Raw genomic sequence first — 15,051 nt, 5'->3', positions numbered from 1 at the left:
TTCAAACAGGGATGACGCCATTTTTCTATTCTTCGGCTTTCGCTTCGCTGGCGCCGGAGAAACCTTCCGGAAGATCAAATCTCGGTGGTGGCATTTCGCGACCATCACCTTTGAGATAGGTATCCATCCAGCGCATCATCCGGACGTTATAGTCATAACGCGCTGCCGCCTTGCGGTTGCCATGACCCTCGCCAGGATAGAGCACCAGGCGTACCGGCGTGTCGGTCCTGACCTTGATGTTGCGGTACAGTTCGTAACTCTGGCTAGGTGCCACCCGGGTATCATTCTCTCCATGAAGGATCAGGATCGGTGTTTTGGCCTTGTCTACATGCGCGATCGGGCTGACGTCGAGCATCCCCTGCCAGTCCTCCCAGGGCCATTTGCGGGAATGGACGAGGAACATCTCGTTCGGGATATCCGTTGTTCCGAATTTCGAGATCTGGTTGGAGATTCCGACAAACATGACCGACGCCGCGAAATGCTCGCTCAGTGCAGTTGCACCCCAGGCCGAGGCATATCCGCCATAGGATCCGCCCGTGATTCCGACCTTCTTGCGATCGGTCAGGCCTGCAGACTCGAGCGCTCCGATCGCATCAACCAAATCGTTGAATTCCTTGCCGGCATAGTCGTTCTGATGCTGTTTGGAAAAGGCTGTGCCATAAGCGGTTGATCCGCGATAATTGGGATAGAAGACCGTATATCCGGCCCCTGCCCCGACCTGACCCGGGCCACTGTAGTTGGTCAGCCAACCATTGGAATCATGCGCTTCCGGTCCACCATGCACGCGGAAGATTGTCGGCGCGCCACCACGAGGCGCACCGCCGACGGGTTCGATCACGATCCCTTCGACTTCCTGTCCATCGCGCGCGGTATAGCGGATCGTCCGCTGTGTGCCCATGTCGATGTCCTTCAGCCAGCTGTTATGATCCGACCAGCGTGTAAATCTGTCACCATCGAGAACGAACAGCTCCCGGGGATGCTCGGGTGCATCTGCTATCGCCGCCAGCCGGTTGCCGCTGGTATCGATGTCCCGCAGGATCAGGCCGCCGGGATTGACACTTCGCAACAGCGCGCCTGATGCATCATAGAACCGCAATTCGCTCTGGGCACCAACATGCATGAGAACCGCCAGCTCGCCATTGGCCATCCATTCCGTATCCGTGGCTGCATTGGCCTGGCCTTCGGTCACAGGCCGAAAGCTTCCATTTGCCGGATCGACCAGATACAGCGTGGTTGCGGCCGGATCATGCTTGTCCACGCCAGCAATCAGTGAGAGCGTTTTGCCGTCCGGGCTGATTTCAAAATCGCCGATCTTGCCGGGTGTCTCAACCAGCGCCCTGCGATTCCCGGATGCCGCATCCAGGATCTGTACACGGGTCTTCATCAGACTGTCATCCACTTGTGTGGTGGGCGCAGCAGCAGCAGCCAGCCATCGGCCATCGGCCGACACCTCGAGCGCGCTGATCTGCCCTTCGAAAGGAATCTCCCGTGGCTCGGCATCCGGCCCCGCCGAAATATCCGTGGCAAACAAACGCTTGAACTTCTGCTCTTCCTCGTAAATTTTGGCGTTGAAACCGGCCTTGCTCTCTTTCTTTCGTGCCTTGTCAGCGGCAGGGGCCGCCATCAGGTAGACCGTCCGGGAATCTGGTCCCCAGACATATCCGGTGATATTGCCATCGGAGAGCGCTGCCAGTTTGCGATGGCCACCGCCATTTACCGGAATGGCGTAGAGACCGCGTTTCGCGTCATCTCCGTCCGGTTTCCACAGAAAGCTGATCATCCTGCCGTCCGGAGAATATTGGATGGCGCTGACATGCATGTCGGCCGGCAAAAAATCCTGCACATTGCCGGCAGCCGTGACCACTCTTAGCTGGCGCTCGGAAGTGCCATTTTTGGCGCCGCCCGAAATGTCCGGCAACTGCGATACGCCGATGGCAATTCCGCTACCCAGTGGCGAGACTGAAACATCAGTGACGTCCTTTACTTTTAGAACGTCTTCAGGCGTCATCGGCCGGGCCATGGCAGGTGTTGCAGCCGTGACGGCCAGCAAGGTGACACTGGCGAGCAATTGCGTTTTCATGTGGATTATCCCCTTTGAAGTTCGGCGCAGTCTGCGCCTGATTGCATCAGCGAATCAGGATGGCAGACAGGCCGCATCTGTTTGCTGTTAGGGGGAAGCTAGACCAAATACGGGATCGTTGAAAATGCAATTTTCGCATGGGATGTTATGGACGAACTCAATGGACGAGCTGCCCGCAAATCCGCGAATTTCAAGCTGACGGGATCAGTCTGGCTGAGAGCGGGCAACCCAGAGAAATGTGAAACCAACCAGCAAGGCTGCCAGCGCGATCACAATTTCAAAATCATGGTTGACCATGTCCCTGTCCTCTCCGAGGACTCGGGACTAGCAGGTCAGGCCTAACACAGGGTTAAATTCCAGCGGTTTTCAGCCGAATTTGGAGCCACTCCGCCTAAGTTACCGGTTTTGCCCGATATTGTCCGGGGAAATGGCGCTTCAAATTGGCAACCTTGGGTTTGTCCCAGCGGACAATATAACCCTGCCGCGGATTCTTCTGCATGAAATCCTGGTGATAGTCTTCCGCGGCATAGAATTTCTGATGTTTCTCGATCTTCGTAACGATCGGTCGCTTCCAGTATTTGCCCTTGCCCAGCTGGGCGATATAGGCACGCGCCGCTTTTTCCTGCGCAGCATTCATCGGCACCAGTGCAGTACGATAATGTTTGCCGCGATCCGGGCCCTGCCGGTTGAGAGTTGTCGGGTCGGCCACAACCGAGAAAAAAATCTGCATCAGCTTGCCATAGCTGATCTTTGTCGGGTCATAGACCACACGAACGGCTTCGGCGTGCTGGGTCAAACCGGCGCTGACAAGTTTATAATCGGCCGTCCTGGCGGAACCGCCATGATAACCGGACGCCGCCGTGATCACGCCCCTGGTATGTTCGAAAACGCCTTCCACACCCCAGAAACAGCCGCCGGCAAAGATCGCCACGGCACGCTTGCCTTTTTCGCGGGCATTGACGCGGGGCGCCGGGATGATGGTCGCTTTTTCAGCCGCATGCGCGGGACTGATGAGTGCAACACTTGAATTTGGTGCGTCGTCGGACGCTGTGTTGATGCCTGCCCAGATCGCACCCACACAGGCGATGCTGGCGCCAAAAAAAATGGTTCGGGAAAGCAGTGGGTTCATCGCCTTATCCCAGCAGCTGGCCAGCCATGCTGACCGTCGCGGCAAGGGTTTCGCCAAGACTTTGCTGGTTCTCGGCGGGCTGCATGAAGAACAAAACCACAGCACCCATGAGGAATCCGGCGCCGAGGCTGTAGGTGAGATCTGATTTCAAAATTCTGGTCATTGTCTTTCCTGTCAAGGTTACCCTGTTGTTCGCAGCACCCGTTGGATTGGTTACAACGAATAATATAGGAACCCTGTCAGCGCTGTGAACATGGTCACAGGCATGTATTAATCTTGGGCGGCAATAGAATTTATTTCAGCGCCGCACTCGCCCGCTGAATCCGGGTACAGGCTTCCAGCAGGATCTCTTCCGACGTCGCGTAACTGACCCGGAACGCCGGGGACAGACCGAAGGCGCCGCCATGAACTGCCGCAACCTGGGCTTCGTCGAGAAAATAGCCGATCAGGTCCTGATCCGTCTCGATCACCTGCCCCTTTGGCGATGTCCGGCCCATCAGGGCGCTGGCATCCGGATAGACATAAAAAGCGCCTTCCGGCGTCGGACAGTCGAGTCCGGGCGTATCATTCATCATCGACACCACCAGATCCCGCCGCTTCAGAAACGCCGCATTGCGTTCGGCCAGGAAATCCTGCGGCCCGTTCAGCGCGGCCACTGCAGCCGCCTGTGAAATCGAGCTGGGGTTGGAGGTCGACTGCGACTGCAATTTGCGCATCGCGCTGATCAGCCATTCCGGCCCGCCGGCAAAGCCGATCCGCCAGCCGGTCATCGCATAGGCCTTGGAGCAGCCATTGACGGTCAGCGTCCGGTCGAACAGGTCCGGGCAGACCTGCGCCATGGTCGTGAACGGAAAATCGGCATACCAGATATGCTCATACATGTCGTCGGTCATCACCATCATGTCCTGATGCGGCAATATGACCTCGCCCAGCGCCTTCAGCTCTTCCCCGCTATAGGCAGCGCCGGTCGGGTTGGATGGCGAGTTGAGGATGAGCCAGCGCGTCTTCGGCGTGATCGCCGCTTCCAGCTGCTCTGGCGTGATCTTGTAATTCTGGTCCGCACCGGCCTCTATCACCACCGGCGTACCACCGGCAAAATTGACGATGTCGGGATAGCTGACCCAATAGGGCGCGGGAATGATCACCTCATCGCCGGGATCGAGCGTCGCCACCAGCGCATTGAACAATGTGTGCTTGCCACCGCTGTTCACCGATATCTGGGATGGCGTGTAGGTCAGATCATTGTCACGGGCGAACTTCTGCAGGACCGCTTCCTTAACCGCCATTGTCCCGTCTACCGGGGTATAATTGGTTTCCCCGTCGCGGATCGCCTTCATCGCGGCTTCCTTGACGAAGTCCGGCGTGTCAAAATCGGGTTCGCCGGCCGACAGGCCGATAACGTCAACACCCTGTGCGCGAAGCTCGGTCACACGGCCCGACATCGCCATGGTTGCGGAGGGCTGGATACGCTGGATCGACTGGGAAAGTGAAGTCATGGGGAGATTTTCCTTCCTGTAGCATGAGGAATTACAGCCAACGCATAATGATGTTCGCAGGGCGGTGCAACGGGCGATTGCGCGGAGAAAGAATTTGTTGCGGATGACAAAGGTGACACTGTGTCACCCAGGAATTTGCGATGGTTTTCCTTTGCGGCATAATGACTTGAGACCCGTTCGGACAAGTTGACAGTTTGGCGGTCAAAATTCCGCCCGGAAGCGGCACCTGATGGCGCGCGCCAGGCTAACAGAAAGCGGAAATGTAGGACAGGCCTCCCAGCGGCGGACGCCTGACGCAGGGCGATCAGCGGATTACTGCCAGGTCTCAATCAGCTCGTCATAAGCGATCGTCACCGGTTTCGGCTTTTCATCAGCGAGTTTGGCTTTCGGGGATCCCGGTTGATTCAGCCAATAGGCATCACCCCGCTCGTCATTGAGCCTGGGACCAAGATCGCCCTGCAAGCCGGATCGTTCCAGACGGCTGAGCACCCTCTCCTGCTGCTGGCACAGGGCATCGAGTGCTTCTTTCGGGGATTTCGTCCCGGATGATGCGTCGCCGATATTCTGCCACCAGAGCTGGGCCAGCCGCGGATAGTCGGGAACATTGGTGCCGGTAGGCGACCATTGCGTGCGTGCCGGCGAGCGATAGAACTCCACCAGACCGCCAAGCTTGGGCGCGCGCTCGGTGAAGGACGGGTGCTGAATGGTCGACTCCCGGATAAATGTCAGTCCGACATGGGCTTTTTTGACATCCACTGTTTTCGAGGTCACAAACTGGGCATAGAGCCAGGCCGCTTTCGCCCGGTCTGCCGGCGTGGACTTCATCAGGGTCCAGGAACCGGCATCCTGATAGCCCACCTTCATGCCGTCTTCCCAATAGGCCCCGTGCGGGCTGGGAGCCATCCGCCATTTCGGCGTTCCGTCTTCATTCAAAACAGCGGAAGCTTCCTCACCGACCATATTGGCGGTGAAGGTCGTGTACCAGAACATCTGCTGGGCGATATTGCCCTGTGCGGGAACCGGCCCCGCTTCGGAAAAGGTCATGCCGGCCGCAGCAGGCGGCGCATATTCGGCCAGCCATTTGGAATATTTGGCCAGCGCATAGACCGCTGCGGGAGAATTGGTGGCCCCGCCACGCGCCATGCAGGATCCGACAGGTTGCGAATTTTCGTTGACCCGGATGCCCCATTCGTCAACCGGCAATCCATTGGGTTCACCGACCGAACCCATGCCCGCCATCGACATCCAGGCATCGGTAAAGCGCCAGCCCAGCGAGGGATCTTTCTTGCCATAATCCATGTTGCCAAAGACCTTCTGGCCATCAATTTCCCGGCCCGTGAAAAACTCGGCAATGTCCTCATAGGCCGACCAGTTGACCGGCACGCCCAGGTCATAGCCATATTGCGCCTTGAAATCGGCCTGGATCTCGGGATCCGTGAACCAGTCATAGCGGAACCAGTAAAGGTTCGCGAATTGCTGGTCCGGCAGCTGGTACAGTTTCCCGTCCGGGCCAGTCGTGAAAGCGGTTCCGATAAAGTCCGGAAGATCCAGACCGGGACTGGTCACATCCTTGCCTTCGCCCGCCATCCAGTCGGTGAGGTTGCGCACCTGCTGATAGCGCCAGTGCGTGCCGATCAGATCGGAGTCATTGACATAGGCATCATAGATATTTTCATTCGACTGCATTTGCGTTTGCAGTTTTTCGACCACATCACCTTCGCCAATCAGGTCATGGGTCACCCGGATCCCGGTGATCGCCGAAAACACCGGAGCGAGGACCTTGGACTCATATTCATGGGTGGCAATGGTCTCTGAAACGACCGAAATCTCCATGCCTTTGAACGGTTGGGCTGCCTCCATGAACCAGGCCAGCTCGGCTTCCTGTTCCTCTCGGCTGAGGCTGGACAGTCCGGCGATTTCCTCATCGAGGAACTTTTTCGCCGTACCCTCGGGATCGGACATGTCCACTTCGATTTGCGATCTATTGTCCGGTTCTGATCCTCCCGAACAGGCGACGGCAGCGAGGCTCAGGCAAAGGATAGAAATTGTGGAAGTGATTTTCATGATTGTGATCCGTTGTTTTTTTTCTTCATACCCAGCGAAAGACGCAAAAGGCAAATAGTCCGCAAATGACCAGCGCGCCATATTGCGATGCGTCAGTCAGGCCGATCCAGGCCAGGTTGATGAAACCGGAACCGAGCAGCGAAATGAACAGCCTGTCACCGCGCATGGTTTCGATTCCAAGGATGCCGGTTCTGGGCGTGCCCGGATATTTCAAGTGGAGCAAACTCATACCCGCCAATGTGAGGGCAATGGTCACAAAGAAAAGTGCTGTCGGCAAGGTCCAGGCCATCCACTCCATGATACGCGCTCCTTTCTATACCCGCCCCAGGGCGAAGCCCTTGGCGATATGGTTGCGGACAAAATAGATCACGATCGCACCGGGAATGATGGTCAAGACGCCCGCCGCTGCGAGCACGCCCCAGTCCAGCCCGGAAGCGGAAACCGTCCGGGTCATGATCGCAGTGATGGGCTTGGCTTCCACGCTGGTCAGCGTGCGACTGAGCAGCAGCTCGACCCAGCTGAACATGAAACAGAAAAATGCTGTCACACCGATGCCGGGTGCGATCATCGGAATGAAGATCCGGGTGAAGAACCGGGTGAACCCGTAGCCGTCAATAAAAGCCGTTTCATCAATCTCCCGAGGGACACCGCGCATGAATCCCTCCAGAATCCAGACCGCAAGCGGAACGTTGAACAGGCAATGCGCCAGAGCCACCGCAATATGTGTGTCGAACAGGGAGACACTGGAATAGAGCTGGAAAAACGGCAGCGCAAAAACGGCCGGCGGTGCCATGCGGTTGGTCAGCAGCCAGAAAAAGAGGTGATTGTCTCCGAAGAACCGAAAGCGGCTAAAAGCGTAAGCGGCTGGCAAGGCAACGAGCAGCGAGATCACGGTGTTGAGTGAGACGTAAATGAAGCTGTTCACATAGCCCATATACCAGGACGGATCTCCAAAAATGGTCCTGTAATTGTCGAGCGTAAAATTCTCCGGAAAGAGCGTGAACATGCCCAGAATTTCCGCGTTGGATTTGAAACTCATGATAACCAGCCAGTAAATCGGGACCAGCAGGAAGGCGAGATAGGCAATCATCACGAGGATCGACAGGCGTGATCCGGAGCGCCTTTTTCTCTTTGCGGGCTTGTCGCTCATCGGTTCGCCTCATTTTTGTCCGCAGTGATCATGACCGTGTAGAACACATAGGAAATCAGCAGGATCACAAGGAAATACATCAGCGAAAACGCAGCTGCCGGCCCGAGGTCAAATTGCCCAAGAGCCATCTTGACCAGATCAATCGAAAGGAAAGTCGTGGCGTTCCCGGGACCACCGCCGGTCAGGACAAAGGGTTCGGTATAGATCATGAAACTGTCCATGAACCGCAACAGGATGGCAATCATCAGGACACCTCGCATTTTCGGCAGTTCGATATGGCGAAAGACACTCCACCGGCCGGCCTGGTCGATCTTCGCCGCCTGATAATAAGCGCTGGGGATCGAGCGAAGTCCCGCATAGGACAGCAGCGCGACCAGCGAGGTCCAGTGCCAGACGTCCATCATGATAACGGTGGCCCAGGCGTCAAAGGCGTTCTGCGAATAATTGTAGGAAATGCCCAGGTCCGACAAAGCCCGTCCGAGCAATCCGATATCCGCTCGTCCGAACACCTGCCAGATGGTCCCGACAACATTATAGGGAATGAGAAGGGGCAGCGACATCAGGACCAGGCAAATGGAAGCGGCAAACCCCTTCTTGGGCATGCTCAGTGCGACGAGGATACCCAGCGGGATCTCGATCAGCAGGATGATGAACGAGAAGAGCAACTGCCGCCCGAAGGCATCCCACAGCCGTTCTGAATGCAGCAGTTCCCGGTACCATTCGAGGCCGACCCAGAAAAATTCATTTCCGCCAAAACTGTCCTGGAAGGAATAGTTGACCACCGTCATCATCGGAATGATCGACGAAAAGGCGACGAGGATCAGAACCGGTATGACCAGGAGCCAGGCGCGCTGATTGACAGTCTTTTCCACTAGGAAGCCCCTCCCCCAACTTGGTCGACCGGCCGGCCATCAAGGCGCCAGTCATCGCGGAATATGCTGATCTTCTCGGGATCCAAAATCACCCTCGTCATGTCCGGGCCAATCTGGGATCCCTCATCAACAGCGATATTGATTTCCGAGTCGAACAGCGTCGCGTTTACGAATTTGTGCCGTCCGGCATCCTGTACATGATTTATGGTGACCGGAAGCCCATCCGCCTGCCTGGTCAACCGGACAAATTCCGGACGAATTCCGAGACGGAGATCACCATCTGGCGTTCCGTAATCATCGGTCAGGGTGACGGCTGCGTCTTTTAAGCGGGCGCTGTTTCCTTCGACCGTAACCGGCAGGAAATTCATGCCCGGAGATCCGATGAAATAGCCCACAAAGGCATGTGCCGGGCGTTCGAACAGCTCTTGCGGCGTGCCGATCTGGAGCACCAGTCCATCCTTCATCACCACGACTTTTTCCGCAAATGTCAGAGCCTCGGTCTGGTCGTGGGTCACATAGATCATCGTATGCCCGAATTCCTGGTGCAGGGACTTCAGCTGGGTGCGCAATTCCCATTTGAGATGGGGGTCAATCACCGTCAGCGGTTCATCAAACAATATCGCATTCACGTCTTCGCGCACCATGCCGCGCCCCAGCGAGATTTTCTGCTTCAGGTCCGTGGTCAGCCCGCGCGCCCTTTTGTGCAGATCCGCTTCCAGTCCGGTCATCTCGGCAATCCGCTGCACACGTTCGGAGATCAAGGCCTTGTCCATGCCGCGATTGCGCAGGGGAAAGGCCAGATTTTCGCCGACCGTCATCGTGTCATAGACAACCGGAAACTGAAAAACCTGCGCGATATTGCGGTCGGCGGTAGATGCTTCTGTCACGTCCTGCCCATCGAACAGGACCTGCCCCCGGGTGGGGGTGAGAAGGCCGGAGATGATGTTGAGCAAGGTTGTTTTTCCGCATCCGCTGGGCCCCAGCAAGGCATAGGCCTTGCCATCTTCCCAGACATGATTGACTTCCTTCAGCGCATAATCCGCGTCCGCACCCGAATCGGGATTGTAGCTATGCGCCAGATTCTGAAGGGTGATGGCGGCCAAAACTACACCCTTTCCATATCGACTGGCTGATCCGGGGCGGCAACCAGCTGATCCTGTTCATCAAAATAGAACAGGCTTTCGGGATTGAGACCGATCGGCAATTCCTGACCGGCCCGGAAATCCTGGAGCCCGGGTATCAGGCCTATCCATCTTTCTCCTGCGACGCTGACATGCAGAAACGTGTCTGATCCGGTGAGTTCGGTGACGATCAGCTTTGCGGCAAAACTCACGGCGCCAGGCTGAAGAGTTCCGATCTCCAGATTGTGGGCGCGAAAACCGGCACGATAAGTGCCATCAGGTATATTTCCCGTCTCTCCGGTTGCCGGGATCAGTTGCCCGTCCGGAAAACGGATGCCAGCGGCGTCCTTTTGCACCGAAACGAAATTCATCGGGGGATCGGAATATACCCGCGCCGTGGTGGCATCGACCGGACCACGATACACATCCATGGCGGGTCCGAACTGTGTAATCCGCCCTTCCCACAAAGTTGCGGTATTACCACCCAGCAGCAGCGCTTCTTCGGGCTCGGTGGTCGCATAGACAAAAATACTGCCCGACGCCTTGAACAGGCGGGGAATTTCCACCCGCAATTCTTCACGCAGCTTGTAGTCCAGATTGGCGAGCGGCTCATCCATCAGCACCAGTCCGACATCCTTCGCCAGCGCGCGGGCCATCGCACAGCGTTGCTGCTGACCACCGGATATTTCGGCGGGCTTGCTGCCGAGGATGGAGGTCAACTTCAGCAGTTCCGCCATTTCCCGGACCCGGGCATCTATTTCTGCGGCGGATTTCTTACGCAGCTTCAGCGGAGAGGCAATATTGTCATACACCGTCATCGACGGGTAATTGACAAATTGCTGATACACCATCGCAATATCACGGTCCTGCACGCGCTTACCCGTAACATCCTGATCTTCCCAAAAAATCCTGCCCGTATCGGGCTTGTCGAGGCCGGCCATCAGGCGCATCAGCGACGTCTTCCCCGCCGATGTTGGCCCGAGAAGCACATTCATCGATCCCTTCTCCAGCACAATGTCCGCGGGATGGATATGCGTTTCGCCGTTCACGATTTTGGAAACGCCTTCGAGACGCAAGCTCATCGAATATACCCCGGAAACACATCAGCTGACGGCCCCGTACCCGCATTTCCAGACAGGGCCATGAAGTCACGCATATTCTCTCCCATATTCCCGACGCGTCATCTTCGGATGATCGATGAGCCAGCTATGGCACCAAAAACCGTTCAAGGCATTCAGAAAATACATTGCTTTTCATCCGGTGTTTCCTAAGCCGGGAAGATGAAACTGTCTCGCAGGATTTTGGTACTGGTGCTGGCGGTCCTGGTTGCCATTCCTGCAATCTCCTGGATGGTTCGGGAATCCCACAGTACCGCATCGACGGAAAGCCCCGGGCAAGAACTGGATATCATCGCGCAGGTCGGTCCATGGCCGGTTGCGTCCCGACTGATCGGTTACCGCGGAAAGCTGTGGTTCGCCAATTCCGTGAAAGGCCGGAACCACAATTCCGCCGATATCTGGAGCTTCGAGCCGCAGACGGGCCAGGTGCGATATGAGCGGCATCTGTACAGCCAGGATGCCGGGCATCCGCTGGTATACAAAGGCCTGCTCTACTGGCCGTTCGAAGATGCCCTGCAGTCCGCCGGTGAGGGTGTTGTCGAAGTGACGGACGGAGACAGCTGGCATGCCCTGACGATTCCCAATCCGCCCATTTATCACACCAGCCAGTTGCTGGAGTGGGAGGGCGGGCTGCTCGCAATCACCGGAACCCGGAATGCGGGCATGCAGTTTTCGGACGATTCCGGCCGGACCTGGGAGGAATATTATATTCACCCCACGCCATCGACCCATGTCAGCCGGCTCAAGGAAATGCTGGTCTTTCAGGGCAAAACCTATGCGTCACTGAAAGATGCCAAGGTCAAACGGCTCGTCAAATGGACCGGATCCGGATTTCAGACGGTCAACAGCTGGCCGCTCAATCGCTATTTCAACGGGCTGACCATTCACGGGGAAGGCCTGTTCGCGATTGTCGGTCGCGGCCGCGAGCGGGAAATCTGGCGGTTTGACGGACGGCGATCCGTCCGTGTCGGAATCAAGGGGCCATTTGTCGATCTGGCCAGTGATGGCAACCGACTCTGGGTCGTTGCAAATGACGGGCAATTATGGTCCAGTCCGGGCGGAGACCACTGGCTACGCGGCCAAAAGCTGGATCAGGGAAGACCGGTATCCATTCAGTCCGTTGCCGGGCAGATATATGTCGCCGGCGCTGGTGATGACGGGCGGGGCATCGTCTGGGGGCCGCGAAATCATATCATTCCGCGCGGCGAAAAGCCGCCCCGGCTGATTTCGCAGAAACCGGAACAGCTGGTCGCCATGGATTGGGAATCAACCGGCCGGGACATCGACCTGATGCTGGCGGCACCCTCAACCTATGAAGCCGCTGGCATCAGCCGGCTTCGCCGCTTGATATATGCAGCGTCCACAAATGGCCCACCGGCAGGCTTTTTCGCCGAGCGTTTCAAGGCCCGGCCACCCGATCTGGCCTTCAGCGCCTTTGGCGGCAGCCTGTCGTTACGGGCAATAGATATTGCCCGCGCCAGCATTTTGACGGGAATGGCGAGAGCCGGTCAGGCCGACGTTCCCGTCAATCTTCTGACCGATCCCTGGACCTCGCCACCCAACAGTTATGAAAAATATTTCGAAATCGAACTGAGCGCTTTGCGCGCCGTGGCCGCTTCCGGCCAAAATGACCGGCAAACGGTTGATGCGCTGCTGAAAAGGCTGGATTTTGCGGATGATCCCCCCTGGCTGAAATCCCAGATCATCGGGACGCTCACATCGATAAGCGGCAAACATCTGGGTTATGATATCGTCGCCTGGAAAGACTGGGCGAAATCCCGGTAACCGGATTGCACGCCCGTCCTAGATGGCAACCTGCATGAACCTGGGCTTGCTCGCCGGTGCAGTCGAGACCTGTGCCAGCGGATAATTGCCTTCCGGCAAGGCTGCCAGCGGCATGCCGGCCGCCGCGAGGTCATAGGGAGACACGCGATGCCGCGTGCACAGACCCCCTGCCCCGTCGCTGACCAGCGGTGTTTCGAATTTGGTTCCGACAACAGCATCTTCGGAGCGGACAACGGTGCAAATGACCAGTTGCCCGGCGCCCAGGTCAAGCACCAGATTGGTGCCGACCGGAACACCGATCATGCCTTCAAACTGCGCGCCGGTCCTGGACAGGTCGCGCATCACCACCTCATAGCGGTGATCTTCATGAATGGCACCGATCCGGCGGAAAACCTTACGGCGATCCGGTCGATACAGTTCCGGACCGTCCGGCTCGATCTTGAACTCGCCGGCACCCATTTTTTCCGAGATTTCCTCGAGCCGCAGCGCCTTGGAGTAAATCCACCCCTGAATGAAACGCGCGCCTTTGGAGCAAACCACGTCGAATTGATCAAAGGCTTCCACACCTTCCACCGTCGTTTCCATTCCCAGAGCTTCAGACAGGCTCACAATAGCCGCGATGATTTTCTCGCTGTTCTGATCCTTCTGGGTACAGGAATCGACAAAGCTCTTGTCGACCTTGATCTTGTCAAACGGTGCTGATCGAAGATAGCTGAGCGAAGAATAACCGGTGCCGAAATCATCCAGCGCCAGCCGCACACCGAGTTCCTTCAAAATCCGGAATGTGGTGTCGATGGTTTCGCTGTCGCCCATGAACACACTTTCAGTGAGTTCCAGTTCGAGACGCTCAGGCGCCAGACCGCTATTGGCAAGAGCATTCATGACAATTTCGGGGAAACCGTTGCTGGCGAACTGCACTGCCGAGACGTTCACCGCGATCCGGACTGACTGCGGCCATTGCAGCGCGTCTTCACAAGCCTTGCGCAAGGCCCATTCGCCCAGCTGGTTTATCAGGTTCAATTCTTCGGCAATCGGGATGAAAACGCCCGGGCTCACAAAACCACGTTCCGGATGATCCCAGCGCATCAGCCCCTCAAACCCGACAATCATGTGATCGTCTGTTCGAACAACCGGCTGGTAATGCAATTCCAGCTGATCATTGGCCAGCGCTTCCCGGAGATCCTCCACCAGCAACCGCCGTTCCTCGGCCTCATCCTTGAGGTCGGCCGAATAGAACCGGAACTGCCCCCGTCCCGAATTTTTCGCAGCATAAAGCGCAAGGTCAGAACTGCGGATCAGCTCTTCCCGGTCCACTCCGTCATAAGGCGCCACGGCAATCCCGATCGATGTGCCGATAATGGCTTTCTTGTCTTCAATATCATAAGGCTGCGAAATCAGTTTGACGATTTTCTCGGCAATTTCGCCCAGTTTCCCGCGGTCATCGAGATCGGGCAATATGACCTGAAATTCGTCTCCGCCCAGCCGGCCGATTTCCCCCCGGTCGCCGATCACGTCCCGCATCCGCCTGGCGGCCTGTTTGAGCAGCTCGTCGCCCGCCGGATGCCCCATCGTATCATTGACCTGTTTGAAGCGGTCGAGATCGAGCATCATGATGGCGCAGCTGCGGCTGGCGGCCTTGAAAGCGCCGAGCAGGCTCTTCAGTTGATTGTCCATCCGGTGCCGGTTTGCGAGACCGGTCAGCGAGTCAAATTCGGCAAGCCGGGAATCTTCGAGCTTGCGCTTATATTCTGCCGAAACATCCTTTGCATTTCCGCGATATCCCTGGAAGTTTCCGGCTTCGTCAAATTTCGGATGGGCGGTAATCAGCCACCATTTCTGTTCATCACCCGGACGCATCGTCAGCGAGACCTGCCGCACAACCAGATCACTAATCTTGCTGCGTTTCCGAATTTGATATTTCAGCGGACGATCGGATTTCTCGTCCGGATTGTCAGGGTCATTTTCAAAAAAGGCCGTAAACTTTTCCGAAATCAGGTCCGAAACCGGCCGTCCCAGATTTTCAGCGGCTTTTTCCGTGAGATAGATGATGCGGTCGTCGGCATCTGTTGCCCAGAACCAGCTTATTCCCGCCTGTTCGAAATCATCCAGAATATCCGCACGGCGCGCCTGTCCGGGCACAGCCGTCGCCTTCGCAGCGCTGGTTTCTGACTGAGAACCGGCATTGCTGGACAATGCCTTAAGAAGTCCCTTAACCGCCATTTTTCGTCCGTTTCGG

General features: G+C 56.9%; 12 protein-coding genes. 1 reads left to right on the top strand and 11 read right to left on the bottom strand.

Annotated elements, in window-relative coordinates:
• Positions 1-25: 25 nt before the first annotated feature.
• The 10 genes from BUQ90_RS09165 to BUQ90_RS09125 form a co-directional block, all read right to left on the bottom strand.
• Complete coding sequence (locus BUQ90_RS09165) at positions 26-2,080, bottom strand: alpha/beta hydrolase family protein (RefSeq protein ID WP_074204690.1); 2,055 nt, start codon at positions 2,078-2,080, stop codon at positions 26-28.
• Positions 2,081-2,471: 391 nt separating this feature from the next.
• A complete protein-coding gene (gene msrA, locus BUQ90_RS09160) occupies positions 2,472-3,209 on the bottom strand; it encodes a peptide-methionine (S)-S-oxide reductase MsrA (RefSeq protein ID WP_084192586.1) in 738 nt (245 codons plus the stop codon).
• Positions 3,210-3,213: 4 nt separating this feature from the next.
• Positions 3,214-3,372 (bottom strand): hypothetical protein, encoded by a 159-nt coding sequence (locus BUQ90_RS17695; RefSeq protein WP_159437081.1) that lies wholly within the window; start codon positions 3,370-3,372, stop codon positions 3,214-3,216.
• Positions 3,373-3,502: 130 nt separating this feature from the next.
• Positions 3,503-4,705 carry a pyridoxal phosphate-dependent aminotransferase gene (locus BUQ90_RS09155; protein ID WP_074204689.1) on the bottom strand — a complete coding sequence of 401 codons (1,203 nt, stop codon included), beginning with the start codon at positions 4,703-4,705 and terminating at the stop codon, positions 3,503-3,505.
• A 312-nt stretch (positions 4,706-5,017) separates the two neighbouring features.
• The gene (locus BUQ90_RS09150; protein WP_204244759.1) at positions 5,018-6,769 is read right to left on the bottom strand and encodes an ABC transporter substrate-binding protein; all 1,752 of its coding nucleotides are present in this window, start codon (positions 6,767-6,769) and stop codon (positions 5,018-5,020) included.
• 25 nt (positions 6,770-6,794) lie between these two features.
• Entirely contained in the window at positions 6,795-7,067 is a 273-nt protein-coding gene (locus BUQ90_RS09145; protein ID WP_074204687.1) for a DUF2160 domain-containing protein, read from the bottom strand.
• A 15-nt stretch (positions 7,068-7,082) separates the two neighbouring features.
• Entirely contained in the window at positions 7,083-7,919 is an 837-nt protein-coding gene (locus BUQ90_RS09140; RefSeq protein WP_074204686.1) for a carbohydrate ABC transporter permease, read from the bottom strand.
• On the bottom strand, positions 7,916-8,791 hold the full coding sequence (locus tag BUQ90_RS09135; RefSeq protein WP_074204685.1) for a carbohydrate ABC transporter permease: 876 nt from the start codon (positions 8,789-8,791) through the stop codon (positions 7,916-7,918). Before BUQ90_RS09135 ends, BUQ90_RS09140 begins: the two co-directional genes overlap by 4 nt.
• Positions 8,791-9,894 (bottom strand): ABC transporter ATP-binding protein, encoded by a 1,104-nt coding sequence (locus BUQ90_RS09130; RefSeq protein ID WP_074204684.1) that lies wholly within the window; start codon positions 9,892-9,894, stop codon positions 8,791-8,793. Before BUQ90_RS09130 ends, BUQ90_RS09135 begins: the two co-directional genes overlap by 1 nt.
• A 2-nt stretch (positions 9,895-9,896) precedes the next feature.
• Positions 9,897-10,994 (bottom strand): ABC transporter ATP-binding protein, encoded by a 1,098-nt coding sequence (locus BUQ90_RS09125; RefSeq protein WP_074204683.1) that lies wholly within the window; start codon positions 10,992-10,994, stop codon positions 9,897-9,899.
• A gap of 198 nt (positions 10,995-11,192) precedes the next feature.
• On the opposite strand from BUQ90_RS09125, the gene BUQ90_RS09120 reads away from it, so the two are divergent.
• Positions 11,193-12,815, top strand: a complete 1,623-nt coding sequence (locus BUQ90_RS09120) for a hypothetical protein (protein WP_074204682.1) — start codon at positions 11,193-11,195, stop codon at positions 12,813-12,815.
• 18 nt (positions 12,816-12,833) lie between these two features.
• Here BUQ90_RS09120 and BUQ90_RS09115 read toward each other — a convergent pair whose 3' ends face one another.
• Positions 12,834-15,035, bottom strand: coding sequence for a putative bifunctional diguanylate cyclase/phosphodiesterase (locus BUQ90_RS09115; protein ID WP_074204681.1), 2,202 nt, complete (start codon positions 15,033-15,035; stop codon positions 12,834-12,836).
• Positions 15,036-15,051 lie beyond the last annotated feature (16 nt).

It is taken from the genome of Parasphingorhabdus marina DSM 22363, from assembly GCF_900128895.1.
Taxonomy (GTDB): Bacteria; Pseudomonadota; Alphaproteobacteria; order Sphingomonadales; family Sphingomonadaceae; genus Parasphingorhabdus; species Parasphingorhabdus marina.
Note: the sequence above shows the minus strand (reverse complement) of the source record. Positions and strands in the feature narration are given on the sequence as shown.

Coding starts and splice junctions, on each gene's coding strand:
- BUQ90_RS09145 (WP_074204687.1), bottom strand. CDS start 7,067: ATGGAGTGGATGGCCTGGACCTTGCCGACAGCACTTTTCTTTGTGACC.
- BUQ90_RS09140 (WP_074204686.1), bottom strand. CDS start 7,919: ATGAGCGACAAGCCCGCAAAGAGAAAAAGGCGCTCCGGATCACGCCTG.
- BUQ90_RS09155 (WP_074204689.1), bottom strand. CDS start 4,705: ATGACTTCACTTTCCCAGTCGATCCAGCGTATCCAGCCCTCCGCAACC.
- BUQ90_RS09165 (WP_074204690.1), bottom strand. CDS start 2,080: ATGAAAACGCAATTGCTCGCCAGTGTCACCTTGCTGGCCGTCACGGCT.
- BUQ90_RS09115 (WP_074204681.1), bottom strand. CDS start 15,035: ATGGCGGTTAAGGGACTTCTTAAGGCATTGTCCAGCAATGCCGGTTCT.
- BUQ90_RS09120 (WP_074204682.1), top strand. CDS start 11,193: ATGAAACTGTCTCGCAGGATTTTGGTACTGGTGCTGGCGGTCCTGGTT.
- BUQ90_RS09150 (WP_204244759.1), bottom strand. CDS start 6,769: ATGAAAATCACTTCCACAATTTCTATCCTTTGCCTGAGCCTCGCTGCC.
- BUQ90_RS17695 (WP_159437081.1), bottom strand. CDS start 3,372: ATGACCAGAATTTTGAAATCAGATCTCACCTACAGCCTCGGCGCCGGA.
- BUQ90_RS09125 (WP_074204683.1), bottom strand. CDS start 10,994: ATGAGCTTGCGTCTCGAAGGCGTTTCCAAAATCGTGAACGGCGAAACG.
- msrA (WP_084192586.1), bottom strand. CDS start 3,209: ATGAACCCACTGCTTTCCCGAACCATTTTTTTTGGCGCCAGCATCGCC.